This is a genomic window from Isoalcanivorax indicus (assembly GCF_003259185.1).
GTDB classification, from domain to species: domain Bacteria; phylum Pseudomonadota; class Gammaproteobacteria; order Pseudomonadales; family Alcanivoracaceae; genus Isoalcanivorax; species Isoalcanivorax indicus.
Window position 1 is genome coordinate 983,829 of the sequence record NZ_QGMP01000001.1, and the last position, 23,026, is coordinate 1,006,854.

The window sequence follows — 23,026 nt, forward strand, 5'->3', positions numbered from 1 at the left end:
CTGCGTCTGTCTGCGATACTGCGGGCAGGCAACAGGGACACAGGTCGATGACCCGAGCGATGCACGAGAAACGGATACTGGGCTGGCGTGAATGGGCCAGCCTGCCAGAGCTGGGCATTGAGGCCATCAAGGTCAAGGTGGATACCGGTGCACGCACCTCGGCGTTGCACGCGTTCGAGGTGAAGGCTTTCGAGCGTGACGGGGAGGAATGGGTGCGCTTTCGTCTGCACCCGCGCCAGGGCGATAGCGACTACGAGATCACCTGTGAAAGCCGGGTGCTGGATCGGCGTCATGTGTCGGATTCCGGTGGCCATCGGGAAGAGCGAATCGTCATCGTTACGCCCATCGTCATGGGCGGCGAGCGCTGGCCTATCGAGATTACCCTGACAGACAGGGATACCATGAAATTCAGGATGCTGCTGGGTCGCACGGCAATGAAAGCATTGCAGGTGGACCCGTCGGCTTCGTTTTTGCTGGGCGGCACGGTGGCCGCGCCAGCCGATGCAGAGAGCGGAGAGACTGCATGAAAATCGCGATTCTGTCGCGTAACGCCCGGTTGTACTCGACGCGGCGCCTGGTTGAGGCGGGCGAGGCGGCGGGCCATGAAATGCATGTGATCGATACCTTGCGTTGCTACATGAGCATGGCGTCGCACAAGCCGGAAATTCATTACAAGGGCCGCACGCTGGAGGGCTTCGATGCCGTGATCCCGCGTATCGGTGCATCGATTACCTTCTACGGTACGGCGGTACTGCGGCAGTTCGAGATGCTGGGCGTGTTTCCGGTGAACGAGTCTGTCGCCATTACCCGAGCCCGCGACAAGCTGCGTTCGCTGCAGCTGCTGTCGCGGCGGGGCGTGGGGTTGCCGGTCACCGGCTTTGCCAGCGCGCCGGATGACATTCCCGATCTGATCAACATGGTGGGCGGTGCGCCGCTGGTCATCAAGCTGCTGGAAGGCACCCAGGGTATCGGTGTGGTGCTGGCGGAAACGCGCAAGGCGGCGGAGTCCGTGATCGAGGCCTTCATGGGCCTGCGCGCGGATATCATGGTGCAGGAATACATCAAGGAAGCCGGTGGCGCCGATATTCGTTGCTTTGTGGTGGATGGCAAGGTGGTGGCGGCGATGAAGCGTCAGGCAAAAGAAGGCGAGTTCCGCTCGAACCTGCATCGCGGTGGCAGTGCCTCGCTGATCCGTATCACGCCGGAAGAGCGGGCTACCGCCGTGCGGGCTGCGCGTATCATGGGGCTGAACGTGGCGGGCGTGGACATTCTCCGTTCCCATCACGGGCCGCTGGTGATGGAGGTCAATTCGTCGCCGGGTCTGGAAGGCATCGAGGCCGCAACCAGCAAGGATGTGGCGGCGCTGATCATCCGTTTCGTGGAAAAATCGGCGCGCCCGAACCGTACGGCCACCAAGGGGACCAAGGGATGAGTGCGTCGACCTTTGAATTCGGCGGTGTCAGTGTCGCGCCGGGGCAGCGGACCATTGTCGAGATGCCGGCGGCGCAGCTGTACACCCAGACTCAGCTGAATATTCCTGTGCATGTGGTACACGGTCGTCAGGCGGGGCCGGTATTGCTGGTCTGTGCCGCGATTCATGGCGACGAGCTCAACGGTGTGGAAATCATTCGTCGTGTGCTGCGCCTGGCGGCGCTGAAGCGGATGCGCGGGACGCTGATCGCGGTGCCGGTGGTGAATGTCTTCGGGTTCATTCACAAGTCACGTTATCTGCCAGACCGGCGTGACCTGAACCGCTGCTTTCCGGGTTCGGAAACCGGCAGTCTGGGGGCGCGCATGGCCTGGTTGTTCAAGACCCAGATCATGGATCGGGCCACGCATGCCGTGGATCTGCACACGGGGGCGATCTACCGTTCCAACCTGCCACAGATCCGGGCCAATCTGGCCAGTCCCGACACCGCCGCGATGGCGGAGGCGTTCGGGGTGCCGGTGGTGCTGAATTCGGTCTTGCGAGATGGGACCTTGCGCGAGGTGGCCGAGGCGCAGGATATTCCCGTAATCACCTATGAAGCGGGAGAGGCGCTGCGCTTCGAGGAGGCGTCTATTCGCGCCGGGGTGCGTGGGGTCACCAATGTCATGCGTCATCTGGGCATGCTGACTGAGCGGCGGACGTCTCCGGTGCCGGTGAAGCCGGCGGTATCCAGCAGTTCGACCTGGGTGCGCGCCGAGGTGGACGGTGTCTTCCGGACGCTGGTGGGCCTGGGGGATCGGGTACGCAAGGATCAGGTGCTGGGGCGTATCAGCAGTCCGTTTACGGCAGATGAAGTGGATATTCTGTCACCCTGTGCGGGCATTCTGGTGGGGCGTAACAATCTGCCTTTGGTCAACGAGGGCGAGGCGCTGTTTCATATTGCGCGCTTTGACGAGGTCAAGCAGGTGGCGCAGCAACTGGAAGCGTTCAACAACAATCTGCTGGATGAAGTGCCTGCGGCGGACCATGATGCGCCGATCGCGCCCTGACGCAGGTCGATGCGTCAGTCTTCGAGCAGTTCGTGGCTGCTGACGCCACCGTCCGCAAATTCCGCAAAGCAGTCTTCAAAGACCTCCGTCAATGAGGCGGGAATCCAGTCGAATTCCTGTCGGTCAGCATCGCTCATGGTGTCCTCCACAATACGGGATCAGTCTCTTGATCGAGTCTGCCGCGTGACGGGGGAGGCGTCCGTTACTGCTGCGTAGCGATTTGTATGCGCTTCAGTAATCCGGTCGTTGGCGCAGCGGCATTTCGCACAGGTCTTCGATGATGCAACTGCCGCATTTCGGCTTGCGGGCGATGCAGGTGTAGCGGCCATGCAGGATCAGCCAGTGGTGGGCGTCGCGTTTGAATTCCTCCGGCACAACGCGCTCCAGGCGCTTTTCCACTTCCACGACATTCTTGCCGGGGGCAATCCGGGTACGGTTGCTGACGCGGAAGATATGGGTGTCGACGGCAATGGTGGGTTCGCCAAAGGCGGTATTGAGGACGACGTTGGCGGTCTTGCGGCCGACGCCAGGCAGGGCTTCGAGGGCTTCGCGGTCGCGCGGCACTTCGCCGCCGTGCTGTTCGACCAGGATGCGGCAGGTCTTTATCGTGTTCTCGGCCTTGCTGTTGAACAGGCCGATGGTCTTGATGTGTTCTTTCAGGCCATCGACGCCAAGGGCGAGCATGGCTTCGGGGGTATTGGCGACGGGGAACAGGCGGGCGGTGGCCTTGTTGACGCCGACGTCGGTGGCCTGGGCGGACAGCAAGACGGCAATCAGCAGTTCGAAGGGGCTGCTGTAATGGAGTTCGGTGGTCGGGTTGGGCCGTTGGGCGCGCAGGCGGGCAAAGATTTCGGTGCGTTTTGCGTTATTCATGCTTCGGTGTGTTCTGCAAGGGGCCCGGCGGGGGTGGGGCCGAGCGAGATTTGGAGTTTGCTGCATTCTAGCGGTCCTGCCGGATGCCCGCATCCTTCTGTGCCTGCGGTGGTATACCCTGATTCTGGCGGGGCTTTTTACTCCGGCGACGATTCCGGTGAGCCCCCATCGTTCTGCCCAGCATCGGGCAGAATCTGCCACCAGCAAGACGGAAAGCGTGCCGGGCTGGTGCGCCAGTCCGATTCGCTGCGCTCAACCCAGCCTACTCGCCTGGTGGGGGCTCGTCGTCCTGCCAGTGCAGGGCCAGTTTCCGCTGCTTTTCCGCGCAATCACGCAAGTACAGGTTGATCAGGCTCTGGTAGGGCATACCCATTTCGTCGGCCATGGCCCTGAAGTACTCGATGGTCGCGGCTTCCAGGCGGATGGTGATCTGCTTGCGCTCGCGCTTGCTGTAAGGGCTGGGCCGGGCCTTGCTGAAGTCGTATTCGCTACGCATATCCATTACCCCTGTGGGCTTCCGCTGACTGAAATACTGATTTCCCTCGCCGGGGCTGGCTCGGCGGGCGGAAATCAGCCGGATGACATCGTCGCTGCGCCAAGTGTGGCATACCACCAGCAGGTTCATACGCCGGCTCAGGCCGAGCAAGACGAAACGGTCCTCGTGAGGGTGATCCGGGTCGCAGATCACAAGCCCCGTGTCATCATCAAACACCGTGGCGGCTTCCTTGAAGCTGACGCGGTGCTTGCGCTGGTTGGTGCTGGCTTTGCTGTCATCCCACTCGAACGTGATCATAATGTAATTACTTTGTAGTTTCTCAGGGCGGAGGTGCGCCGTCAAGTATGGACCGTTGGTTGACTGGCTGTTGTCAGCGGTTGCTGATAGAAGAGGTAGGAGATCCGCCATTCGGGAGAGATGGATGAGCATACTGGCACTGCCGCATGCGCAGCCGGACGTCATACTGATTGATTGGCATGCGACGCTGGTGAATACCCACGATGCCATGTATCACGCGGTGGACGATGTGTTGCCGCGTTTACGCGAGTTGGGGTTGCTGGAGCGGTTGTTGACGGCGGAGCAGTCGAAGACGGTAGAGGATGCGAAGCTGGTGAAGTACGTGCGAGACCATCAGCGTTTGCATCCGAAGGTGGTGGCGGCGCGCAAGATTTCGCGTACGGATATCTTCGAGGTGCTGTTTGGTGATGACGAGGACGCCAAGCGGCGCGCGCATCAGGCGTTCGACAGCGCCTATCGCCAGCATGTCGGGGAGGTGGAACCACTGGAGGCGGATGCGCGGGTGCAGTTGATGAAGCTGCGGGAACTGGGCGTTGCGCTGGGGCTGATCTCCAATCGCAGCCGCGAGTTCATGGAACAGGAAGTCGCGCGCGTGGAGGAAGGCGGTTGGGCGGATCTGTTCGATGTCATGGTGTGCGGCAATGATGTGCCGCGCCGCAAGCCGGCGCCGGATATGTTGCTGGAGGCGCTGTCACGGCTCGGCCGGTCGCCGTCGGAGGCGTGCTGGTATCTGGGCGACAGCACCACGGATGTGATTGCGGCCAAGGCAGCGGGGGTCACGTCGATTTTCTATAACGGTGCGCACTGGGATCAGGCGTGGCTGGACAAGATCTTTCCCGGTACCCAGCGTCATCCGTCACGGCCCGACGCGGTGGTTACGGATTTGCCGGCGCTGGTGGCGATGGCCCGGCATCTGCGGGCGCAGAATATCCGGGTCACGCGCCACCGGGAGGGTGGGCCACTGGGAGGGTTCAGCGAGTGACGACCTGGCCATCGCGCACCGGCAGGGTGTCGCCGGGGCGGTGGTCCATGCGCACGCTGCCGCGTTCATCGCCCAGCAGGTAGGTCACGGTATAACCGGTGGTCTCGCTGCGGGTGTCGTAGACGGTGCTGCATTGCAGTTCGGTGGTGGTGTAGGTGCGGCTGCGCTGCTGGTTGTCCTGGATGCGGTTGCCGGCATAGCCGCCTGCCAGGATCCCTGCGGCGGTGGCCACTTTCTTGCCATTGCCGCCACCCACCTGGTTACCCAGCACCCCGCCGACCACGGCGCCGAGCAGTGTGCCGGTGGTGTTGTGTTCGCTGGTGATCGGCGCCTGGCGCTGCACTTCCACCACATGACAGTCCTCACGGGGTACCTGCCAGCTGCGGGTAATAGGCTCGACCTTGAGGACATGGGCCAGCGTTGGCGCCGGGGGCGCTACCGGTTCGATGACGATATCGTCGACAAAGACGTCGTCGTTCAGGCCGTCGTAGTGGGCATCATCAACAGTCGCGACGGGACGGTCGGCCTGGCGTGCGCCGGCCTGGTAGGCGCCGAAACCGACGCCGGAAAGGCCGATGATGCCGGCGGCAGACAGAGCGATCAGGCTGGTCTTGTCCATGTCATGTCTCCTTCAATGGACCGGTAGGTCGTGCAGGCTCATTAGGGCAGCAAATCGTGGTGCAAATGGGGCAGGAAATGTGGAAAAAGCGGGGAAGCACGCTGGCCGTGCAGCGGGCGGCCATCCAGGTCAGGGGCGGTCAGTTCCTGTCATTGTGTAGTCCGGCGGCGCTGGCGAGACTGGGGGGCGCTATTCAGAACCCCATTCACAGGAGAGACGGCCATGCCGACGATTGATCCGGACCCGAAGCGCCTTCCCGAACTGCTGGCGAGCCTGCCGCAGGACACCCCTGTCGTGATGCTCAACCTGCTGCGCTTTCGTGATCAGGCACGCTATGGGGAGGGCGCCTCCGAGCCAGCGCGCAGCGGCCGGCAGGCCTACGGGGAATATTCGAAGACCGCGCTGCGCAAGGTGCAGGGCGTTGGCGGTGAACTGGTGTGGATGGGGCGCACGCGGGCGTCGCTGATTGCGCCGGAAGGGGAGCAGTGGGACGAGGTGTTGCTGGTGCGCTACCCCTCGGCCGCCGCCTTTGCCAGTATGCTGGCCGACCCCGAGTACCAGGCGGCGACGCGCCACCGCACCGCTGCGCTGGAGGAGGCGCGGTTGATAGCTAATGTGGAGTAGCGGTTAGCTGACACTGCCGGTAGTGCGCACGCGGCGGCTGCCTTTTTCCAGCGGCGCCTTGAGGCGTTTTGCCCGCTCGCTGGCCCAGCGGTCGATCACGTTCTTGCCGGCGATGATCAATCCGAGCCCGATAAAGGCCCCCGGCGGCAGGATGGCGACCAGGAAGCCGCGGTAGTCGCTCACCAGCGTCAGGGTCCAGTCGCGGGCCACGTCGCCGAACAGCAGGTGCATATTGGCAAACAGGGTGCCTTCGCCCAGCGCTTCGCGCATCCCGCCCAGCAGTACCAGCACCAGCAGGAAACCCAGGCCCATGACAAAGCCGTCGTAGGCGGCGGGCGCCGGCGCATTCTTCGAGGCGAAGGCGTCTGCGCGGCCGAGAATGGCGCAGTTGGTCACGATCAACGGGATGAAGATGCCGAGGATTTCGTACAGCTCGAAGGTAAAGGCCTGCATGACCATCTCGATGACCGTGACCACGGCGGCAATGATCATCACGAAGGCGGGCAGGCGCACCGCCGGGGTGACGACGTTGCGGATCACCGAGACGGTCATGTTCGAGGCCATCAGCACGGCCATGGTGGCCAGCCCCAGCCCCAGGGCATTGACCACGGTGCCGGTGACCGCCAGCAACGGGCACAACCCCAGCAGTTGCACTGTGGCGGCATTGTTCTTCCACAACCCGTTCCGGGTCAGGGTGCTGTAATCAACGGTGCTGGCGGTATCGCTCATGCCTCCCTCCCGTGGTCGGCCGCGCAGTGGCTGACCGTGTCGGCGTCGCTGTCCGCGCTGAACAGCGCCTCGCGCTGGTCTTCGTAGAAGGTCAGTGCCCGGTAGACCGCCGAGACAACGGCGCGCGGGGTGATGGTGGCGCCGGTAAAGCTGTCGAAGTCGCCACCGTCCTTGCGCACCGCCCAGCCTGAAGCCGGCGTGCTGTCCAGTGAGTGGCCGTCAAAGCTCAGTATCCAGTCCGACTTGCGGGTTTCAATATCATCGCCCAGGCCCGGGGTTTCATTATGGGGCGGCACGACCCGTACGCCAGTGACTTCGCCGTCGTAGGTGACCCCTACCAGCAGGGCGATGGCACCGCCGTAGCCGTCGGGGGCTTCGGCCTCCAGCACTGCGCCCACCGGCTCGCCATCGCGGCGGGCGCGGTACACCGTGTAGCTGTGGCGGCCCAGGCGGCGGTCAGTGACCCGGAGGCGGTCTTCGAGCAGATTGTTGTCGGCCAGTCCGGCGGGCATCACCTCGGCCAGTGAGTGTTGCAGGGCCATTTCACGGTTGCAGGCGACGCGTTCGCGGGTCTGGTCGTTGGTCCAGGCCAGCAGGGCCGCCGTGGCCATGGCAAACAGGCCGAGGATCACGGCATTGCGGCTGATGGCTTTGCCCATGGGTGCTGGTTGCATCAGCCGGTCCCCCGCTTCGGTTTGTCATGGCCGTAAGTGCGCGGCTGGGTGTAGTAGTCGATGGTCGGCGCCGCCAGATTGAGCAGCAGTACGGCGAAGGCCACCGCATCCGGGTAGCCGCCGAGGCTGCGGATCACCCAGATCAGCACGCCGATCAGGGCGGCGTAGATCAGTCGGCCCCAGCGGCTGGTCGCGGCGGATACCGGGTCGGTGGCAATGAAGAAGGCCCCGAACATGGCGGCGCCGCTGAACAGGTGGAACAGCGGGCTGGCGAAGCGCACCGGGTCATACAGCCAGAAGGGCAGGGCGCAGAGGCCCAGCCCGGCCAGGAAAGCCACGGGAATATGCCAGGTGATGATGCGCCGCCCGAGCAGGTAAAGACCGCCAGCCAGGAACGCCACATTGACCCATTCCCAGCCCAGGCCGGCAAAGTGGCCTTGCAGGATCGGTTCCGCCGCCAGGGCGCTGGCGTCACCGGCCCAGGTGCGGAAGCTGTCCAGCGGCGTGGCCCCGGTCAGTGCATCGGCGCCCGGGTGGCGGTCCAGGAACAGCTGCCAGGACGTGGCCAGATCGGGGGCGGCGCCGGGGGCCAGCCAGCGGGTCATTTCCACCGGGAAGGAGATCAGCAGCAGCACATAGCCGACCATGGCCGGGTTGAACGGGTTCATGCCCAGGCCGCCGTACAACTGCTTGGCGATGATGATGGCGCTGCCGACGCCGATCAGCGTCAGCCACCAGGGGGCGGTGGGTGGGATCGCCAGCGCCAGCAGCACGGCGGTGACCAGTGCGCTGTTGTCGCGCAGATACAGCCCCACCGGCTTGCCGCGCGCTTTCAGTACGGCGGCTTCCGCGGCCAGAGCGATCAGCATGGCCCAGAGGACATTGATGACCGTGCCCCAGCCGAACAGCCAGGTGAGCACCGCCAGGCCGGGCAGGGTGGCCAGCATGACCTGGCGCATCAGGGCGCCGGTGCGCTGGCTGCTGGTGGCATGGGGTGAGGTGACGTGCAGCAAGGCCATCAGGCGTCGTCTCCATCGCTCAGGCCCTGGTCGGCCACCGCCTGCTTCAGGGTGCGGGCCGTTTCCAGCGCCTCGTGTTCGGCGGCGGCCAGTTCCTCTTGCAGTACATTGATGCGCTCTTCGTCACCGGCCTCGCGGGCGGTGGCCAGGGCGGCGGTTTTCTCGCGCACCGTGCTTTCCGCGCGCGCGGCCCGCAGCTTCAGCGTCTTGAGATCGCTGCCGGTGCTGGCTTTCATGTCAGCCTTGGCGGCTTCCACCAGTTCATTGAGCTGGGTTTTCGCCAGATCCGCTTTTTTCTTCAGCTTGTCCACGCGGGCGCGATGCGTGTCGATATCCGGCAAGCCGTCACGCTCGGCGCGCTCCAGTGCGGCGCCCGCTTCTTTCCATTGCTTGTGGGCCATGTTGAAGGCGGTCTTCAGTGCCTTCATGCGTTGCGCACGCTTGGCCCGTTCGGCCTCGGCGCGGGCGTCATCGTCGGCGCTGACCTGCGCGGTCGGGCTTTCCGGCGCTGTGCTCAGGGCCACCGCCGGGGATGCCGCCGGCGCCGGGCGGGTTTCGGGGGGCGTAGCCCGTGCGGCCGGGGCGGGTGCATTGGTCTTGGCGTCGCGCAGGGCAATCTTGAGTTCATCGGCGCGGGCCTTGAGCTGGTCGGCCTCGGCGCGCAGGTCGGCGGCGTTGTCCGCGCCTTGCTCTTCGGCCTCCTTCGCGGCCTTGACGGCGGCCTTGTAGGCCGATGACGCCTCGCCCACGGCTTTCTTCAGATCGGCCACCGGATCCGCGGCGGCCGGAGTGGCCTCGGCGCCGCTGGCCTTGCCATCGCGGACCGCCGCCTTGGCGGCATCGGCGGCAGCCTTGAGGCGATCAACGTCGGCGCGCAGGGTGTCCACGTCGTCACGCTCGGCCGCTTCCGCTTCGCGCAGGGCTTTTACGGCGCTCTTGTAGGCCGACGAGGCGGCCAGGGAGGCCTGCTTCAGGGCGGCCATGTCTACAGCGGGCGCGGCGGCGTTGCCCGGTGCGCTCTTCTGGCGATTGGCTTCCAGGCGGGCCTGGCGCTTGGCGTCCTTCTCTGCCTTCTCGCGTTCCATGCGTGCTGTGCGTGCCTCGAAGCGCTCCCGTGCGCGGTCGGCTTTCTGATGTTCTGCCGCCTGCTGGCGGATGGCGCCCTTGGCATAGCGGTAATACTGGACCAGCGGAATATGGCTGGGGCACACATAGGCGCAGGCGCCGCACTCGATGCAGTCCATCAGGTTGTAGTGCTGGGCACGGTCGAATTCGCTGGCCTTGCTGTACCAGTAGAGTTGCTGCGGCAGCAGATCGGCCGGGCAGACCTCGGCACAGGCACCGCAGCGAATGCAGGGCTGTTCCGGCTCGGGTTCCGGCAACTCGGAAAAGGGGGCGGCAATGATGCAGTTGGTGGTTTTCACCACCGGGGCCCGCGGGTTGTCGATGCTGAAACCCATCATCGGGCCGCCCATGATCAGCCGTCCGGTGTGGGGCAGGGCGACGCCGCCGAAGGCGAGCAGGTCGGTCACCGGGGTGCCGATCAGTACGTCCACGTTGCCGGGCTCGGCAAAGGCGGTGCCGGTCAGGGTGGTCACGCGGCTGATCAGGGGTTCGCCGGCGCTGACCAGACGATGCAGAGCCCAGGCGGTGCCGGTGTTGTGGCAGACCACGCCGACGTCGACGGGCAGGCCGCCGCTGCGTACTTCCTTGCCGGTCAGTACCCGGATCAGCTGTTTTTCGCCGCCGGAGGGATACTTGGTCGGCACGGTGACGATCTCGATACCGGTGCCTGCCGCTGCCGCTCGCATGGCGGCAATCGCCTCGGGTTTGTTGTCCTCGATGCCGACCAGGGTTTCCATCGGCTGCACCAGGTGTTGCAGCACCTGGATGCCAGCGATGACACCGTCAGCGCGTTCACGCATCAGTCGATCATCGGCGGTGATGTAAGGCTCGCACTCCACGGCATTGATGATCAGCTGTTCGATGCGCTGGCTGTCGCGCACATTCACTTTCACGGCGGTGGGGAAGCCTGCGCCACCCAGCCCGGCAATGCCGGCGTCGCGAATCAGCGCTACCAGTTCGGCGCGTGGCAGGTCGCGGTAATCCGGGTGCGGGGTCAGGGTAGTCCAGCGGTCCTCGCCGTCGCTGTCGAGGACGATACACAGGGCATCCAGACCCGAGGGATGCTGGATCGGGCGTGCCTCGATGGCACGGATGATGCCGGACGTGGGGGCGTGCACCGGGGCGCTCACCGGGCCGCCGGGGTCGGCCAGTGTCTGGCCTTTCAGTACGCGATCGCCCACCTGTACGCAGGGAATGGCGGGGGCCCCCAGGTGCATGCTCAGCGGCAGTATCAGGGTCTGTGGCAGCGGGCCCGGGCGAATGGGCGTTTCGCTGGACAGCGTCTTGCGCTGCGGCGGGTGAATGCCGCCGTGGAAATCATGCAGGCGACGGCCCTTGTTATCTCCGGGGGTGGCGGTGCGTGCGGGACGAAACAGTGAAAGCAGGCTCATGGCAGGTTCACCACCGGAATGGTGCGTGCGGGCACGTTGCCGATGCCCGGCGGCCGTGACCAGCCCCAGGTTTGCAAGGTCGGTGTCACCTCTATCATGTCGATACAGTCCACCGGGCAGGGTTCGACACACAGGTCGCAGCCGGTGCATTCATCCACAATCACCGTATGCATGAGGCGGGCGGCACCCACAATGGCGTCCACCGGGCAGGCCTGGATGCACTTGGTGCAGCCGATGCACTCGTCCTCGCGGATGTAGGCCACTTTCTTGATGTCCGAGACGTCGCCGTGCTCGTCATCCAGCGGCAGGACCTCTCGGCCGAGCAGATCCGACAGCTCCTGGATGGTCTGCTCGCCGCCGGGCGGGCACTTGTTGTGTTCTTCGCCGTCGGCGATGGCTTCGGCGTAGGGACGACAGCCGGGATGGCCGCACTGGCCGCACTGGGTCTGCGGCAGGATGGCATCGATCTGGTCGACGATGGGGTCGCCTTCCACCCGGAATTTCTCCGAGGCGAAGCCGAGGATGGCACCGAACAGGGCCGCCATGGCCAGCAGGGCCGCGACCGCAATCAGGATCGTGGTCATAGCCGGATCAGCCCGCTGAAGCCCATGAACGCCAGTGACATCAGACCGGCGGTGATCAGGCCGATGCTCGGGCCGCGAAAGGCGACCGGCACATCCGCCACGGCGATGCGTTCGCGCATGGCGGCAAACAGCACCAGTACCAGGGAAAAGCCGAGGGCCGCGCCCAGGCCATACGTCAGCGACGAGAGAAAGGTGGTCTCGTCACTGCGCACGTTCAGCAGGGCCACGCCCAGCACCGCGCAGTTGGAGGTAATCAGCGGCAGGAACACGCCCAGAACGCGATACAGCAGCGGGCTGGCTTTCTTGACGAACATTTCGGTGAACTGCACGGCGGCAGCAATCACCAGAATGAAAGAAATGGTACGCAGGTATTCGAGGCCGAAGGGCACCAGCACGTAAGCCCAGACGAGATAGGCCAGCACCGAAGACAGGGTCAGCACGAAGGTGGTGGCCAGGGACATGCCCATGGCGGTCTCCACCTTGTTGGAGACGCCCATGAAGGGGCACAGCCCGAGGAACTGGACCAGCACGAAATTGTTCACCAGCACAGCGCTGACGAGGATCAGCAGATACTCAGTCATGGTCCGGGGGCTCAATGCTATACATGTCGTCTACCCTCGTGCGAGGGGCATAGTATGCGGCAGCACCGCACCCTGCTCAAGGTCGCTAGTGTCGCGCGTCCCGCGTCATGATGCCATGACGGGTAAACACCTCGTTTATTGATTGCGGGTGACAGATGCCGATCGGGCAACCCGCACCGGTGGGTGTGGCACCGGGGTACGATAAAGGTATGATCGGTGAGCGCTATAAACAAAAAACACTGCTCGGGATACCTGTATGAACTTTGAAGAATACCGCCGCCACGACGGACTGGCGCTGGCGGCGCTGGTGGCCAGGGGAGAGGTGACCGCCACAGAATTGCTGGAGATCGCCATAGCCCGTGTGGAAGCCGTCAATCCGCGCCTCAATGGCCTTATCCATCCGCTGTTTGATGCGGCACGCCGTCGCGCCGCGGGGGCGCTGGGCGGGCCCTTCGCCGGGGTACCGATGCTGGCCAAGGATCTGTTTCAGGAGATGGCCGGAGCGCCGCACCACAAGGGCTGTGCCGGACTGCGTCGCGCCGGCGTGCTGGCAGAGCAGGATTCGGAGCTGGTACGCCGCTGGCAGGCCGCCGGGCTGGTGATCTTCGGTCGCACCAATACGCCGGAGTTTGGCGCCAAGGGGATTACCGAACCGCTGGCCTGGGGCCCGGCCCGCAACCCCTGGGATACGGATCGCACACCCGGCGGGTCCTCTGGCGGCTCTGCGGCCCTGGTGGCTGCCGGGGTGGTGCCGTTTGCCGGTGCCAATGACGGCGGCGGCTCTATTCGTATTCCGGCCGCCTGTTGTGGCCTGTTCGGGCTCAAGCCGGGCCGTGGTCGCACGCCATGGGGGCCTGAATTTACCGAGGCCATGCATGGCATGGCGATCAATCATGTGGTGACCCGCAGTGTGCGTGACAGTGCGGCGCTGCTGGATGCCGTGGCCGGGAATGAACCGGGCGCCCTGTACAATATTGCACCGCCGGAGCGCGCCTTCAGCGAGGACGTCGGCCGTGACCCGGGGCGGCTGCGTGTTGCCTTCTCCACCCGCTCGCCCATCGGCACCCCGGTCGACCCGGAAGCCATCGCCGCGGTGGAAGCGACCGCGCGCCTGCTGGAATCCCTGGGCCATGACGTGGTGGAAGCTGAGCCGCAGCTGGACATGGAACAGATGACCATGGACTGGCTGAAAATGTGGTTCGCCCACTGCGCGGCCACCGTCGACGAGGTGCGTGCGAAGACGGGCTGCGGTGATGAGGGCTTCGAACCGGACACACTGGTGATGGCCGCGTTTGGTCGCCAGATTCGTGCCAATGAATATGTGGAGGTGTATCAGCGTGGCCAGCACTGTATGCGTCAACTGGCGGCTTTCCTCGGCAATCATGATCTCTGGCTGACGCCGACACTGGCCATGCCGCCTGCGCGCATCGGTGCATTGAACACCCCCGCCTGGCAGCAGCAGGTCTCGAAAATCACCATGAAACTGGGGGCCTCAGGGCTGGTCCTCAGATCCGGTATGGTCGAGACGATGGCAAAGGAAAATCTGAAGTACACGCCGTTTACCCAACTTGCCAATGTCACCGGCGTCCCGGCGATGTCCGTGCCGTTGCACTGGTGCGCCAACGGCCTGCCGTTGGGCGTCCAGTTTGTCGGCAATCATGGTGACGAAGGCAAACTGTTGCGGCTGGCGGCACAACTGGAACAGGCTCAACCCTGGTTTGATCGCGTACCGGCGGAGGTGAACGCATGAGCACGCAGACCCATCATCGTACCTGTAATCTGTGCGAAGCCATGTGCGGCATCGTGGTGACCCATGAGGCCGGGCAGATTGTCAGCATCAAGGGGGATCGCGACGATCCGTTCAGTCGCGGTCATATCTGCCCCAAGGCGGTGGCGCTGAAAGACATCCATGAAGACCCTGACCGTCTGCGCAAGCCGCTGGCGCGCACAGCGGACGGCTGGCAGGAAATCAGCTGGAAAGAAGCGCTGGATCGCGCCGCCGAAGGCATAGCCCGGGTGCAGCGCGAACATGGTCGCAATGCGGTGGGCACCTATCTGGGTAATCCCAATGTGCACAACACCGGTGCCATGTTGCTGGGCCGCCTGCTGCATGACAGTCTGAAAACGCGCAGCCGTTTTTCCGCTACCTCGGTGGACCAGCTGCCGCATCACATCGTGGCCCATCATCTGTTCGGGCATCAGTTGAAGATTCCCGTACCGGATATCGACCGCACCGATTTCATGCTCATCATCGGTGCCAACCCGGTGGCCTCAAACGGCAGCATCATGACGGTGCCGGACGTGAAAAAACGCCTGCAGTCCATCGGCGAACGGGGCGGCAGGGTGGTGGTGATCGACCCTCGGCGCACGGAAACGGCGGCGCTGGCCAGTGAGCATCACTTTATTCGCCCCGGCAGCGATGTACTGCTGCTGCTGGCGATGCTCCAGGTGCTCTATGCAGAGGGCCGGGTGCAACGGGATCACCGCACGCTGGCACTGTGTGACGGGCTGGAAGCGTTGCCGGATGCGGTCGCGCCCTGGACGCCAGAGCGGGTAGCGCCACATACCGGCATTGCGGCGGACAGCATTCGCCAGCTGGTGGCGGATTTCTGTGCCGCCGAGCGGGCCGTCTGTTACGGCCGTATGGGCGTTTCGGTGCAGGCATTCGGTCTGCTGTCGCAGTATCTGGTCATGCTGCTGAATCTGTTGACCGGCCGTCTGGATGAACCCGGTGGCCTGATGTTTACCCAGCCGGCCGTTGATGTGCTCAATCACACCGGCCCCGGGCGTCTGGGTCGCAATCATACACGCGTGCGCGGCTTGCCGGATTTTGGCGGCGAGTTTCCGGTGGCGGCAATGGCCGAGGAAATTCTCACCCCCGGTGACGGGCAGATTCGTGCCATGGTGACGGTGGCGGGTAACCCGGTGCTGTCCACCCCCAATGGTGGGCAGCTGGATGAGGCGCTGGCGTCGCTGGATTTCATGGTGGCCATCGATTTCTACCTCAACGAAACCACGCGTCATGCGGATCTGATCCTGCCGCCGGTGAGTCCGCTGGAACGCGAACACTATGATGTGATCTTTCATATGCTGGCGGTGCGCAATACCGCCCGCTATGCGGATGCGCTGTTTGCACCGCCGAAAGACGCATTGCATGACTGGCAGATCTATCTGGAACTGGCCGACCGTCTGGCGCCACCGCGCTCGTTGCGCGAACGGGCGACGCGTGCGCTGATCCGTCGGCGCGGTCCGAAGGGGCTGTTGGCAATGATGCTGCGGTTTGGCGCCTGGGGCCGGGGCCTGCGGCCCGGTGGTCTGACGCTGGGCAAACTGCGCCGCAACCCCCATGGCATTGATCTGGGGCCTCTGATGCCGACGCTGCCAGGCGGTTTGCGCCATCGCGACAAGCGCATACACCTGCATCCTGACTTCTACCTGGCCGATCTGCCGCGCGTCGAGGCTGGTTTTCCGGAGGTGCCCGAGGCGGATAACGCCGCGCTGCTGATTGGCCGGCGTCATGTACGCAGCAACAATTCCTGGCTGCATAACAGTCATCGTCTGGTGAAGGGGAAGTCGCGGTGTACGGTGATGCTGCATCCGCAGCAAGCTGCCGCGCTGGGTATCGAAGATGGCGCGCAGATGCGTGTCACCTCCCGCGTGGGCAGCATCGAGCTGCCGGCGGAAGTGACCACCGATATCATGCCGGGTGTTGTCAGTGTGCCGCATGGCTGGGGACATCAGCGTGCCGGTATTCGTCAGCAGGTGGCGCAGCAGCATGCCGGTGCCAGTGTCAATGATCTGACCGACGATCAACGGGTCGATGTGCTTTCCGGTAATGCGGCGCTGAACGGCGTGCCGGTTACCCTGGAGGCGGTGGATCTGGTGAAGGCGCCCGCGGCCTGAGCGCTGGCAAGCATGCCCCCCCTCCGCTATGGTTGGGACAACGCAATCCGCAGGGGGTGTCATGTTTGCCAGAGAACGCGTCTATTTCTTTTCAGCAGGGCTGATTTTTCTTCTGGTGCTGCTGGGCGCGGGATGGTCTGATCAGTTTCGTCATGTGGCGGGGCTGGCGCTGGACGTACTGGGTCACTACTTCGGCTGGTTCTATTTGCTGGCCGTTTTCCTGTTCGTGGTGTTCCTGCTCTATCTGGCGATGGGCCGTTACGGCAAGATTCGTCTCGGCCCCCAGGACAGTGCGCCGGATTTCAGTTTTTTTTCCTGGATCAACATGCTGCTGTCCGCCGGGTTTGGCGTCGGGCTGGTGTTCTATGGCATGGCCGAGCCCATGCTGCATTACCTGACGCCGCCGCACGGCATGGCGGAGGCCGGTACCGAGCAGGCGGCAGAGCTGGCGTTCCAGTACAGCTTCTTTCACTGGGGTATCAATCAGTGGGCGGCGTTTACGCTGGTGGGGCTGATTATCGCTTTCTTCCAGTTTCGCAAAGAGCGCCCCGGGTTGGTGTCCAACATGGTCGAACCCTTGCTGCGTGGCATGAAAAAGCCGGCGCCGGTGCTGGATGCCCTCAATGTGCTGGCGGTGATCGCCACGGTGATGGGCGTGGCGACATCCCTGGGGCTGGGGGTGTTGCAAATGAACGGCGGGCTGCATTCAGTATTCGGCTGGCCGGAGAATTTCTGGACCAAGGCCGGTATTCTCGGCGCCATGTTCCTGGTCTACACCGCCTCGTCCTATTCCGGGCTGGAGCGTGGCATCAAGGTGTTGAGTAATATCAACATGACCATGGTATTTGCCTTTCTGGCGTACCTGCTGTTCACCGGCCCGACGATTTACATCCTCGAAAACTTCGTCAACGGCATGGCCGGGTATCTGGGTAATTTCGTGCAGATGAGCCTGACCCTGCCGCCGCGTGACGGCAGCGGCTGGATGAACGAGTACACGGTGTTCTACTGGGCCTGGGTGATCGCCTGGTCGCCCTTTGTCGGGACCTTTATCGCGCGCATTTCCCGGGGGCGTACCATTCAGGAATTCGTCTTTGGTGTGTTGCTGGTGCCGCCCTTGCTGGCCTGCGTGTGGATCGCCGTCTTTGGCGGCACCGCCATGTACATGGAGCTTGAGGGTGCGGCACCGCTGGCCGCAGCGGTGGACGACAATATCACCACCGGCCTGTTCCGCATGTACGAGACGATGCCGTTCAGCACCCTGCTGTCGGCCCTGACCATGCTGGTGATCTTTATCTTTCTGGTGACGTCTGCCGATTCGGCCTCCTATATCGTGGCGCAGATGACCGATAACGGTTCGTTGAATCCGCCCCTGTACAAGCGCCTCAGCTGGGGGGTGCTGATCTCGGCGATCTGCTTCACGCTGATTGTGGCCGGCGGCCTGCGGGGGTTGCAGTCGGCCTCGCTGGTGGCGGCCCTGCCGTTCTCCATCGTGCTGTTCATGATCATGATCGTGCTGTTGCGCGAACTGGCGGCGGACCGTCGGGACATGCTGATCAATCTGTATCACCGCAACGACGCCACGCCGGTGGGTGGGGATATCTTCGAAACCGATGAGTTCAGTGGGCTGGATGTCGAGGAGCGCATCAAGCGGCGCATGGTGGTCCGCAATCCGAGGTTGAAATGACCTCCGGCCAGGCCTGCTGCCAAGGCCTCTTGCCGGTAGCGCGCTGAAGCGCTATTGCAGCCTTACAGGCTGTGCTAGCATGCGCGCGACCGCCGGGCGCGCGCGTCCGGTTTTCCTCCTCCTGTACCCGTTCGGGTGAGAAACTGGCCATGCCCAAGCATGTCGGGTTGTGTCTTTCAGCAGTTCTGTTGTTCTGTCTCTCCCTGCCCGCTGCGGCGTCGTCGGGGATGCTTGATCTGACCCGGTCCGGGCCGGGTTACTTCGCCCTGATCATCTTCATCCTCGCCTACATGCTGGTGATGGGTGAAGAGAAGCTGCATCTGCGCAAGTCCAAGCCGGTGCTGGTGGCTGCCGGTATCATCTGGGTGACCATCGGTATCGTTTATGCCCGCGCCGGCATTGCTGATGTGACCGAGAGCGCCTTCCGCCATACGTTGCTGGAATTTGCCGAGCTGATGCTGTTTCTGCTGGTGGCGATGACCTATATCAACGCCCTGGAAGAACGTCGTCTGTTCGATGCCTTGCGTGCCTGGATGGTGCGCAAGGGATTCAGTTACCGGACCCTGTTCTGGCTGACCGGCCTGCTGTCATTCGTGATCTCACCCATTGCCGATAACCTGACGACAGCGCTGCTGATGTGCGCGGTGGTGGTCAAGGTGGCAGAAGGCGACAGCCGCTTCATCAATCTGTGCTGCGTCAATATCGTGGTGGCGGCCAATGCTGGCGGCGCCTTCAGTCCGTTCGGTGACATCACTACGCTGATGGTGTGGCAGGCGGGCATGGTGAAGTTCTACGAGTTCTTTGCTCTGCTGGTGCCGGCCCTGGTGAACTACCTGATACCGGCCATCGTGATGAGCCTGTTCGTGGCCAACCGCAAGCCGGATACGGTCTACGAAGCGGTTGAACTCAAGCGTGGCGCTTTCCGTATTCTGGCGCTGTTCCTGCTGACCGTGGCCACGGCGGTGGCCTGCCACAGCCTGCTGCACCTGCCGCCGGTGCTGGGCATGATGACCGGACTCGGCTATCTGCAGTTCTTTGGCTACTTCCTGCGTCGTACCTTGCCGGGCTCGCTGGCGCGCAAGCGCTCGCTGGCGGAGCAGCGCGGCGACGAAGAGGCCCTCAAGCGGCTGGGGGGTGTGGTGCCGTTCGATGTGTTCAACCGGGTGGCACGCGCCGAGTGGGATACGTTGCTGTTTTTCTATGGCGTCGTGATGTGTGTTGGCGGGCTGGGTTACATGGGCTATCTGGCGCTGCTGTCTGACACGCTTTACAGCAACTGGGATGCGACCTACGCCAATATTCTTCTGGGTGTCCTGTCTGCGGTCATTGATAACATTCCGGTGATGTTTGCCGTGCTCACCATGGCGCCGGACATGTCCCACGGGCACTGGTTGCTCATCACGCTGACGGCCGGGGTGGGCGGCAGCCTGCTGTCCATCGGTTCCGCTGCCGGTGTGGCGCTGATGGGGCAGGCCCGTGGCCACTATACCTTCATGGGGCACCTGCGCTGGACGCCGGTGATCTTCCTCGGCTACGTCGCCAGTGTGCTCGCCCATCTCTGGCTCAACGCCGGGAGTTTCGCCCTGTTCGGAGGCTGACAGGGGGCTCAGCGGATGCTGAGCCCCATTTCATCGCCCAGCTGCGCGAGGATCTGCCGCGACTGATAGCTGACGATAAAGGGCAGGGATTCCTCTGTGGCACGCAGAATGCTGGAGCGGATGAACTGCCATTTGGTGTGTGCGCTGCGCACGGTGGGCACGGTTTCCTGTCGCAGCAGGCGTTCCCAATGGGCATCCATTTCGGTCACCAGCCTGGCCAGGTCGGTGTCCTTGTCTTCAAAGCTCAGGGCAAAGCCGCCGAAGGGGTTGGCGGCGACGTTCATGTAGCTGGCCAGTATGCGCATCATCTGCACGCAGGTTTCGCTCAGGTCGCCCTCGGCCTCTTCGTCGGCGGCCTGCAGCAATGCGCGGCGCAGACTGTCCCGGTGCAGGGTGTAGACGGATTGCAGGTAGCCGTCATAGCCGTGCACAAGTCCGGCGCCATCGTTGTCGCCCAGCATCGCCTTGCGCAGGCCACGCCAGTCGTCACCCAGTCGGGTGCGCTCTGCCGCAGGCAGGGTTGCCAGCCACTGTTGCATCTCCGGATCCAGTGATTCGAGCCGGTCACGCACCTGATCGGCCCGGCTGTCGTTGTCGACATCGTAATTCATCATCGAGGCTTCGGTGATCAGCAGGGTGTACTGGCCCGCCAGATATATCGGCGAGTCGGCCCAGGCAGGCAGGGTAAACAGGCACAAAAAAATGCACAGCAGGCGGCGCCCGCTGCGGTGAGAGCCCACAGTCGTTGTCATCAGCGTATCTCCGACGCTTTGGTTTTTATAGTTGGTCGTCGGCGTTGGCGCCGACGAATCCCCCATTTCAGTTCAATGTCTGGCCAATGCCCAGTCAGTTCCCGGGAAACAGGCGCTCGGTCACGACTTTCAGCTCCTGTGACAGGCGCTGCCAGCCTTGCTCCAGCTTCTGCCGGGTGTCTTCCCAGTTTTCTTCCACGCTCTCGTGTGCCTGACGCACACGATGTTCAAGGTCACGCAGGACCTGTTCGAGCTCCGGGCGGCGTTCTGCCCACTTGCGCTGGACGTCGTCTCGCGCCCCGCGCGCTTTTTCCTCCAGCTGGTCCAGCTCTCGGTCCCACTCATCCAGTTTCGCATGCAGGCGCTGGATATACTCTTTCCGGTGTGGCATGTCGACCTCCCGTGCTACGGCTTCCGTGTCCAGGGCACCTCTACCATCCTACCGTTTGGGGCATGTGGTCAAGGGGGTAACGGTGGGCGCGTGTTGATCAGGATTTCCTGGGCGCCACTTTCCAGGGCGCGGTGTATATCCGCATCCGTTTCCGGCAGGAACGCCAGTACACGGGCGCCGTGTCGCTGATAGGCTCTGATAATCGCACGCCGGAACAGGTTGCGGCCCAGGTAGCGTGGCGGCACCGAGTAGGTGCGTTGGCGCCGGATGTTGCCGAACTGGCTCATGCCGCACAGTACGGACAGCCCGGCGCGCCGGCATTCGCTGCGGTCTGCCATGGTCACGGCCTCGGGGAAGTATTCACGCAGCAGGGGGTAGTGCCGGTCCCGCCATAACAGGAAACGTGCCTTGCGAGGCAGCCATTGCAGGGCATGGTTGCGGCGCGCCCAGTCATGTAGCAGGGTAAGGGTACGCTCGCCGGTTTCCGGTTTGATATCCAGAATCCAGTTCTGCCGGTCAAAGCGTTCGGCGAACTCGTCGAACAGGGGCAGAGGCTGACCATCCACCAGGCGTGCCTGGCGGATCTGATCTATCGAGAGATCATGGACATTGGCCTCGACGCCGCAAGTGCGCCGCAAGTGCGGGTCGTGATGCAGTACCAGCTGACCATCGGACGTGCAGCGCAGGTCGGTTTCCAGGTGCGTGAAACCGGCATCAACGGCGGCGCGGAAGGCCAGCATCGAGTTTTCAGCGTGGCGGTCGTGCAGGCCACGATGGCTGATCCAGATGATCTCGCTCATGGTCCTGATCCTTTAGTCTGCATCATCATTATTGCGCTGTCAGCATGACCCTGCAAAGGGCGCCACAGGACCCCGGAGGACGCTGTGCATACCATCATCCTGCTTGTCTTCATTGCCGCGACCGGGTTTGCGGTGGTCTATGTGCACCGGATGCTGCCGCGACTGGTGCCCCGCCAGGGGCCGGTATGGCTGGCCCGGGGGGTGTTGACCCTTGTCGGAATCCTGTTCGGCGCCGCGATGGTGTGGCGCTTCGCCCAGCTCGAGGTAACAGGGGGTGCCGTGCCCGCAGTGCTGGTATTTGCCAGTGCTTTTGGCGTGACCCACGTGCCGGCAGCTTTTATCCTGTTCCTGAAACAGTTGGCGCGGCGTCAGGCATCTTGACGTGTATCAAGGTTGGCGCACGCCCCGGATGTCATGATGGCCACTCATCATGGCAAGAACAGATACAGGCAGGAGGCACCTCATGAGCAAGACCTATTCGCTGCGCACTATCCGTGTGGCCACTGACTTTTCCGACTACGCCGATCGTGCCGCGCTACGCGGCGCCCGGCTGGCCGCCCTGCATGGTGTGCCAGGGGAGTTGGTGCACGTACTGGATGGCCCCGGGGTGCGCCGGGTCCGGGCCTTGCTGCCGGTGATCGCTACCCTGGAGAAGAACCTGGGCGAAGCCGCCGAGAAAGCGCTTGCCGCCAGTGTTGAGCAGGTCGAGGCGGCCACAGGGCAGGCCCTGACGCCGAAGCTGATGGAAGGCAACGTGATGGATGCCATGCTCAAGGGGGCCGATGCAGGCACGCTGGTGGTGGTCGGTGGCCAGGGCGAGCATGCCTGGCAGGACAAGATGCTGGGGACTACCGCCGAGCGCATTGTGCGCCAGAATACGGCGCCGACACTGGCCGTACACCGGGTGCCCGAGGGGGATTACCAGCGTGTTCTGGTGCCGGTGGATCTGTCGCGGGCCTCGGCGCCGGCCTTGCGCATGGCCGCTGCCATCGCGCCCGGGGCGCACATCAGCCTGTTGTTTGCCTACACGCCGATTCCGGCAGCGTTCGGCAGCTATCCTGTGATTACCGAACACGATCTGAGTCGCGCCAAGGGGGAGCTGGACGCGCGCACCACCGCAGCGCTGGAAAAATTGCGTGATGAGTGTGGGCTGAGCGCCGACCAGGTGGACATCATCAGTGCGCACGATTACCCGGCACGCATGATCCTGGACCGTATCAAGCGCGACAACGCCGATCTGGTCGTGATGGGCAAGCATGGTGACAACCGTGTGGCCGAGTGGCTGATCGGCAGCGTCACGGCGCGGGTGTTGAGCCATGCCGATTGTGATGTGCTGGTGGTGCCCGGTAGCGACTGAGCGGTTTTTTCACACTTTTGCATCGCCATCAGCGGTTTGCGGGCATGCTTGAACTCGAACGGCAGGAAA

Annotated in this window: 24 protein-coding genes; 11 read left to right on the forward strand and 13 right to left on the reverse strand. The window is 63.6% G+C overall.

Going from position 1 to position 23,026, the window contains the following annotated elements:
- Positions 1-47 precede the first annotated feature (47 nt).
- From DKW65_RS04570 to DKW65_RS04580, 3 genes are read left to right on the forward strand one after another with little or no spacing between them, the layout of a single operon-like run.
- Positions 48-527 carry an ATP-dependent zinc protease family protein gene (locus tag DKW65_RS04570; RefSeq protein ID WP_245932392.1) on the forward strand — a complete coding sequence of 160 codons (480 nt, stop codon included), beginning with the start codon at positions 48-50 and terminating at the stop codon, positions 525-527.
- Positions 524-1,432: a 30S ribosomal protein S6--L-glutamate ligase gene (gene rimK, locus DKW65_RS04575; protein ID WP_111656155.1), complete on the forward strand. Its 909-nt coding sequence runs from the start codon at positions 524-526 to the stop codon at positions 1,430-1,432. The genes DKW65_RS04570 and rimK overlap by 4 nt, the downstream gene beginning before the upstream one ends.
- Positions 1,429-2,478: a succinylglutamate desuccinylase/aspartoacylase family protein gene (locus DKW65_RS04580; protein WP_111656156.1), complete on the forward strand. Its 1,050-nt coding sequence runs from the start codon at positions 1,429-1,431 to the stop codon at positions 2,476-2,478. The genes rimK and DKW65_RS04580 overlap by 4 nt, the downstream gene beginning before the upstream one ends.
- Positions 2,479-2,492: 14 nt before the next feature.
- On the opposite strand, the gene DKW65_RS16110 is transcribed toward DKW65_RS04580, so the two are convergent.
- The 3 genes from DKW65_RS16110 to DKW65_RS16025 all read right to left on the reverse strand — a co-directional run bounded on the left by DKW65_RS16110 (position 2,493) and on the right by DKW65_RS16025 (position 4,144).
- On the reverse strand, positions 2,493-2,615 hold the full coding sequence (locus DKW65_RS16110) for a hypothetical protein (protein WP_281271650.1): 123 nt from the start codon (positions 2,613-2,615) through the stop codon (positions 2,493-2,495).
- 94 nt (positions 2,616-2,709) lie between these two features.
- Positions 2,710-3,351 carry an endonuclease III gene (nth, locus tag DKW65_RS04585; RefSeq protein ID WP_111656157.1) on the reverse strand — a complete coding sequence of 214 codons (642 nt, stop codon included), beginning with the start codon at positions 3,349-3,351 and terminating at the stop codon, positions 2,710-2,712.
- A 262-nt stretch (positions 3,352-3,613) separates the two neighbouring features.
- On the reverse strand, positions 3,614-4,144 hold the full coding sequence (locus DKW65_RS16025; protein WP_211315743.1) for a BrnT family toxin: 531 nt from the start codon (positions 4,142-4,144) through the stop codon (positions 3,614-3,616).
- 124 nt (positions 4,145-4,268) lie between these two features.
- On the opposite strand from DKW65_RS16025, the gene DKW65_RS04600 reads away from it, so the two are divergent.
- A complete protein-coding gene (locus DKW65_RS04600) occupies positions 4,269-5,126 on the forward strand; it encodes an HAD family hydrolase (protein ID WP_111656158.1) in 858 nt (285 codons plus the stop codon).
- Here the strand turns inward: DKW65_RS04600 and DKW65_RS04605 are convergent.
- On the reverse strand, positions 5,116-5,745 hold the full coding sequence (locus DKW65_RS04605) for a glycine zipper 2TM domain-containing protein (RefSeq protein WP_111656159.1): 630 nt from the start codon (positions 5,743-5,745) through the stop codon (positions 5,116-5,118). The two genes, DKW65_RS04600 and DKW65_RS04605, sit on opposite strands and share 11 nt — an antisense overlap.
- Before the next feature lie 222 nt (positions 5,746-5,967).
- Between DKW65_RS04605 and DKW65_RS04610 the strand changes: the two genes are divergently transcribed.
- Positions 5,968-6,369, forward strand: a complete 402-nt coding sequence (locus DKW65_RS04610; RefSeq protein WP_111656160.1) for a DUF1330 domain-containing protein — start codon at positions 5,968-5,970, stop codon at positions 6,367-6,369.
- A gap of 3 nt (positions 6,370-6,372) precedes the next feature.
- Here DKW65_RS04610 and DKW65_RS04615 read toward each other — a convergent pair whose 3' ends face one another.
- From DKW65_RS04615 to rsxA, 6 genes are read right to left on the reverse strand one after another with little or no spacing between them, the layout of a single operon-like run.
- Positions 6,373-7,098: an electron transport complex subunit E gene (locus tag DKW65_RS04615; protein WP_111656161.1), complete on the reverse strand. Its 726-nt coding sequence runs from the start codon at positions 7,096-7,098 to the stop codon at positions 6,373-6,375.
- The gene (rsxG, locus tag DKW65_RS04620; RefSeq protein ID WP_245932393.1) at positions 7,095-7,772 is read right to left on the reverse strand and encodes an electron transport complex subunit RsxG; all 678 of its coding nucleotides are present in this window, start codon (positions 7,770-7,772) and stop codon (positions 7,095-7,097) included. Before rsxG ends, DKW65_RS04615 begins: the two co-directional genes overlap by 4 nt.
- Positions 7,772-8,791 (reverse strand): electron transport complex subunit RsxD, encoded by a 1,020-nt coding sequence (gene rsxD, locus DKW65_RS04625; RefSeq protein WP_111656162.1) that lies wholly within the window; start codon positions 8,789-8,791, stop codon positions 7,772-7,774. The genes rsxG and rsxD overlap by 1 nt, the downstream gene beginning before the upstream one ends.
- Positions 8,791-11,307, reverse strand: coding sequence for an electron transport complex subunit RsxC (rsxC, locus tag DKW65_RS04630; protein WP_111656163.1), 2,517 nt, complete (start codon positions 11,305-11,307; stop codon positions 8,791-8,793). The genes rsxD and rsxC overlap by 1 nt, the downstream gene beginning before the upstream one ends.
- Positions 11,304-11,891: an electron transport complex subunit RsxB gene (gene rsxB / locus DKW65_RS04635; RefSeq protein WP_111656164.1), complete on the reverse strand. Its 588-nt coding sequence runs from the start codon at positions 11,889-11,891 to the stop codon at positions 11,304-11,306. The genes rsxC and rsxB overlap by 4 nt, the downstream gene beginning before the upstream one ends.
- Positions 11,888-12,472, reverse strand: a complete 585-nt coding sequence (rsxA, locus tag DKW65_RS04640; protein WP_111656165.1) for an electron transport complex subunit RsxA — start codon at positions 12,470-12,472, stop codon at positions 11,888-11,890. The genes rsxB and rsxA overlap by 4 nt, the downstream gene beginning before the upstream one ends.
- 256 nt (positions 12,473-12,728) lie before the next feature.
- On the opposite strand from rsxA, the gene DKW65_RS04645 reads away from it, so the two are divergent.
- The 4 genes from DKW65_RS04645 to nhaD all read left to right on the forward strand — a co-directional run bounded on the left by DKW65_RS04645 (position 12,729) and on the right by nhaD (position 19,657).
- Positions 12,729-14,222: an amidase gene (locus DKW65_RS04645; protein WP_111656166.1), complete on the forward strand. Its 1,494-nt coding sequence runs from the start codon at positions 12,729-12,731 to the stop codon at positions 14,220-14,222.
- Positions 14,219-16,375: a molybdopterin oxidoreductase family protein gene (locus DKW65_RS04650; protein WP_111656167.1), complete on the forward strand. Its 2,157-nt coding sequence runs from the start codon at positions 14,219-14,221 to the stop codon at positions 16,373-16,375. The genes DKW65_RS04645 and DKW65_RS04650 overlap by 4 nt, the downstream gene beginning before the upstream one ends.
- Before the next feature lie 61 nt (positions 16,376-16,436).
- Complete coding sequence (locus DKW65_RS04655; protein ID WP_111656168.1) at positions 16,437-18,059, forward strand: BCCT family transporter; 1,623 nt, start codon at positions 16,437-16,439, stop codon at positions 18,057-18,059.
- A 149-nt stretch (positions 18,060-18,208) separates the two neighbouring features.
- Positions 18,209-19,657 (forward strand): sodium:proton antiporter NhaD, encoded by a 1,449-nt coding sequence (gene nhaD, locus DKW65_RS04660; protein ID WP_111656169.1) that lies wholly within the window; start codon positions 18,209-18,211, stop codon positions 19,655-19,657.
- Positions 19,658-19,665: 8 nt separating this feature from the next.
- Here nhaD and DKW65_RS04665 read toward each other — a convergent pair whose 3' ends face one another.
- The 3 genes from DKW65_RS04665 to DKW65_RS04675 all read right to left on the reverse strand — a co-directional run bounded on the left by DKW65_RS04665 (position 19,666) and on the right by DKW65_RS04675 (position 21,600).
- On the reverse strand, positions 19,666-20,409 hold the full coding sequence (locus DKW65_RS04665) for a hypothetical protein (RefSeq protein ID WP_162925698.1): 744 nt from the start codon (positions 20,407-20,409) through the stop codon (positions 19,666-19,668).
- A gap of 94 nt (positions 20,410-20,503) precedes the next feature.
- On the reverse strand, positions 20,504-20,800 hold the full coding sequence (locus DKW65_RS04670; RefSeq protein WP_111656171.1) for a sll1863 family stress response protein: 297 nt from the start codon (positions 20,798-20,800) through the stop codon (positions 20,504-20,506).
- 68 nt (positions 20,801-20,868) lie between these two features.
- Positions 20,869-21,600 carry a glycerophosphodiester phosphodiesterase gene (locus DKW65_RS04675; RefSeq protein ID WP_111656172.1) on the reverse strand — a complete coding sequence of 244 codons (732 nt, stop codon included), beginning with the start codon at positions 21,598-21,600 and terminating at the stop codon, positions 20,869-20,871.
- 84 nt (positions 21,601-21,684) lie between these two features.
- Here DKW65_RS04675 and DKW65_RS04680 point away from each other — a divergent pair, with 84 nt between their 5' ends.
- On the forward strand, positions 21,685-21,981 hold the full coding sequence (locus DKW65_RS04680; protein ID WP_111656173.1) for a hypothetical protein: 297 nt from the start codon (positions 21,685-21,687) through the stop codon (positions 21,979-21,981).
- A gap of 82 nt (positions 21,982-22,063) precedes the next feature.
- Positions 22,064-22,957 carry a universal stress protein gene (locus DKW65_RS04685; RefSeq protein WP_162925699.1) on the forward strand — a complete coding sequence of 298 codons (894 nt, stop codon included), beginning with the start codon at positions 22,064-22,066 and terminating at the stop codon, positions 22,955-22,957.
- The last annotated feature ends 69 nt before the right edge of the window (positions 22,958-23,026 follow it).

Excerpts from the sequence above, each read along its gene's own strand:
- DKW65_RS04570 (WP_245932392.1), top strand. The coding sequence starts at position 48 with ATGACCCGAGCGATGCACGAGAAACGGATACTGGGCTGGCGTGAATGG.
- rimK (WP_111656155.1), top strand. The coding sequence starts at position 524 with ATGAAAATCGCGATTCTGTCGCGTAACGCCCGGTTGTACTCGACGCGG.
- DKW65_RS04580 (WP_111656156.1), top strand. The coding sequence starts at position 1,429 with ATGAGTGCGTCGACCTTTGAATTCGGCGGTGTCAGTGTCGCGCCGGGG.
- DKW65_RS16110 (WP_281271650.1), bottom strand. The coding sequence starts at position 2,615 with ATGAGCGATGCTGACCGACAGGAATTCGACTGGATTCCCGCCTCATTG.
- nth (WP_111656157.1), bottom strand. The coding sequence starts at position 3,351 with ATGAATAACGCAAAACGCACCGAAATCTTTGCCCGCCTGCGCGCCCAA.
- DKW65_RS16025 (WP_211315743.1), bottom strand. The coding sequence starts at position 4,144 with ATGATCACGTTCGAGTGGGATGACAGCAAAGCCAGCACCAACCAGCGC.
- DKW65_RS04600 (WP_111656158.1), top strand. The coding sequence starts at position 4,269 with ATGAGCATACTGGCACTGCCGCATGCGCAGCCGGACGTCATACTGATT.
- DKW65_RS04605 (WP_111656159.1), bottom strand. The coding sequence starts at position 5,745 with ATGGACAAGACCAGCCTGATCGCTCTGTCTGCCGCCGGCATCATCGGC.
- DKW65_RS04610 (WP_111656160.1), top strand. The coding sequence starts at position 5,968 with ATGCCGACGATTGATCCGGACCCGAAGCGCCTTCCCGAACTGCTGGCG.
- DKW65_RS04615 (WP_111656161.1), bottom strand. The coding sequence starts at position 7,098 with ATGAGCGATACCGCCAGCACCGTTGATTACAGCACCCTGACCCGGAAC.
- rsxG (WP_245932393.1), bottom strand. The coding sequence starts at position 7,772 with ATGCAACCAGCACCCATGGGCAAAGCCATCAGCCGCAATGCCGTGATC.
- rsxD (WP_111656162.1), bottom strand. The coding sequence starts at position 8,791 with ATGGCCTTGCTGCACGTCACCTCACCCCATGCCACCAGCAGCCAGCGC.
- rsxC (WP_111656163.1), bottom strand. The coding sequence starts at position 11,307 with ATGAGCCTGCTTTCACTGTTTCGTCCCGCACGCACCGCCACCCCCGGA.
- rsxB (WP_111656164.1), bottom strand. The coding sequence starts at position 11,891 with ATGACCACGATCCTGATTGCGGTCGCGGCCCTGCTGGCCATGGCGGCC.
- rsxA (WP_111656165.1), bottom strand. The coding sequence starts at position 12,472 with ATGACTGAGTATCTGCTGATCCTCGTCAGCGCTGTGCTGGTGAACAAT.
- DKW65_RS04645 (WP_111656166.1), top strand. The coding sequence starts at position 12,729 with ATGAACTTTGAAGAATACCGCCGCCACGACGGACTGGCGCTGGCGGCG.
- DKW65_RS04650 (WP_111656167.1), top strand. The coding sequence starts at position 14,219 with ATGAGCACGCAGACCCATCATCGTACCTGTAATCTGTGCGAAGCCATG.
- DKW65_RS04655 (WP_111656168.1), top strand. The coding sequence starts at position 16,437 with ATGTTTGCCAGAGAACGCGTCTATTTCTTTTCAGCAGGGCTGATTTTT.
- nhaD (WP_111656169.1), top strand. The coding sequence starts at position 18,209 with ATGCCCAAGCATGTCGGGTTGTGTCTTTCAGCAGTTCTGTTGTTCTGT.
- DKW65_RS04665 (WP_162925698.1), bottom strand. The coding sequence starts at position 20,409 with ATGACAACGACTGTGGGCTCTCACCGCAGCGGGCGCCGCCTGCTGTGC.
- DKW65_RS04670 (WP_111656171.1), bottom strand. The coding sequence starts at position 20,800 with ATGCCACACCGGAAAGAGTATATCCAGCGCCTGCATGCGAAACTGGAT.
- DKW65_RS04675 (WP_111656172.1), bottom strand. The coding sequence starts at position 21,600 with ATGAGCGAGATCATCTGGATCAGCCATCGTGGCCTGCACGACCGCCAC.
- DKW65_RS04685 (WP_162925699.1), top strand. The coding sequence starts at position 22,064 with ATGAGCAAGACCTATTCGCTGCGCACTATCCGTGTGGCCACTGACTTT.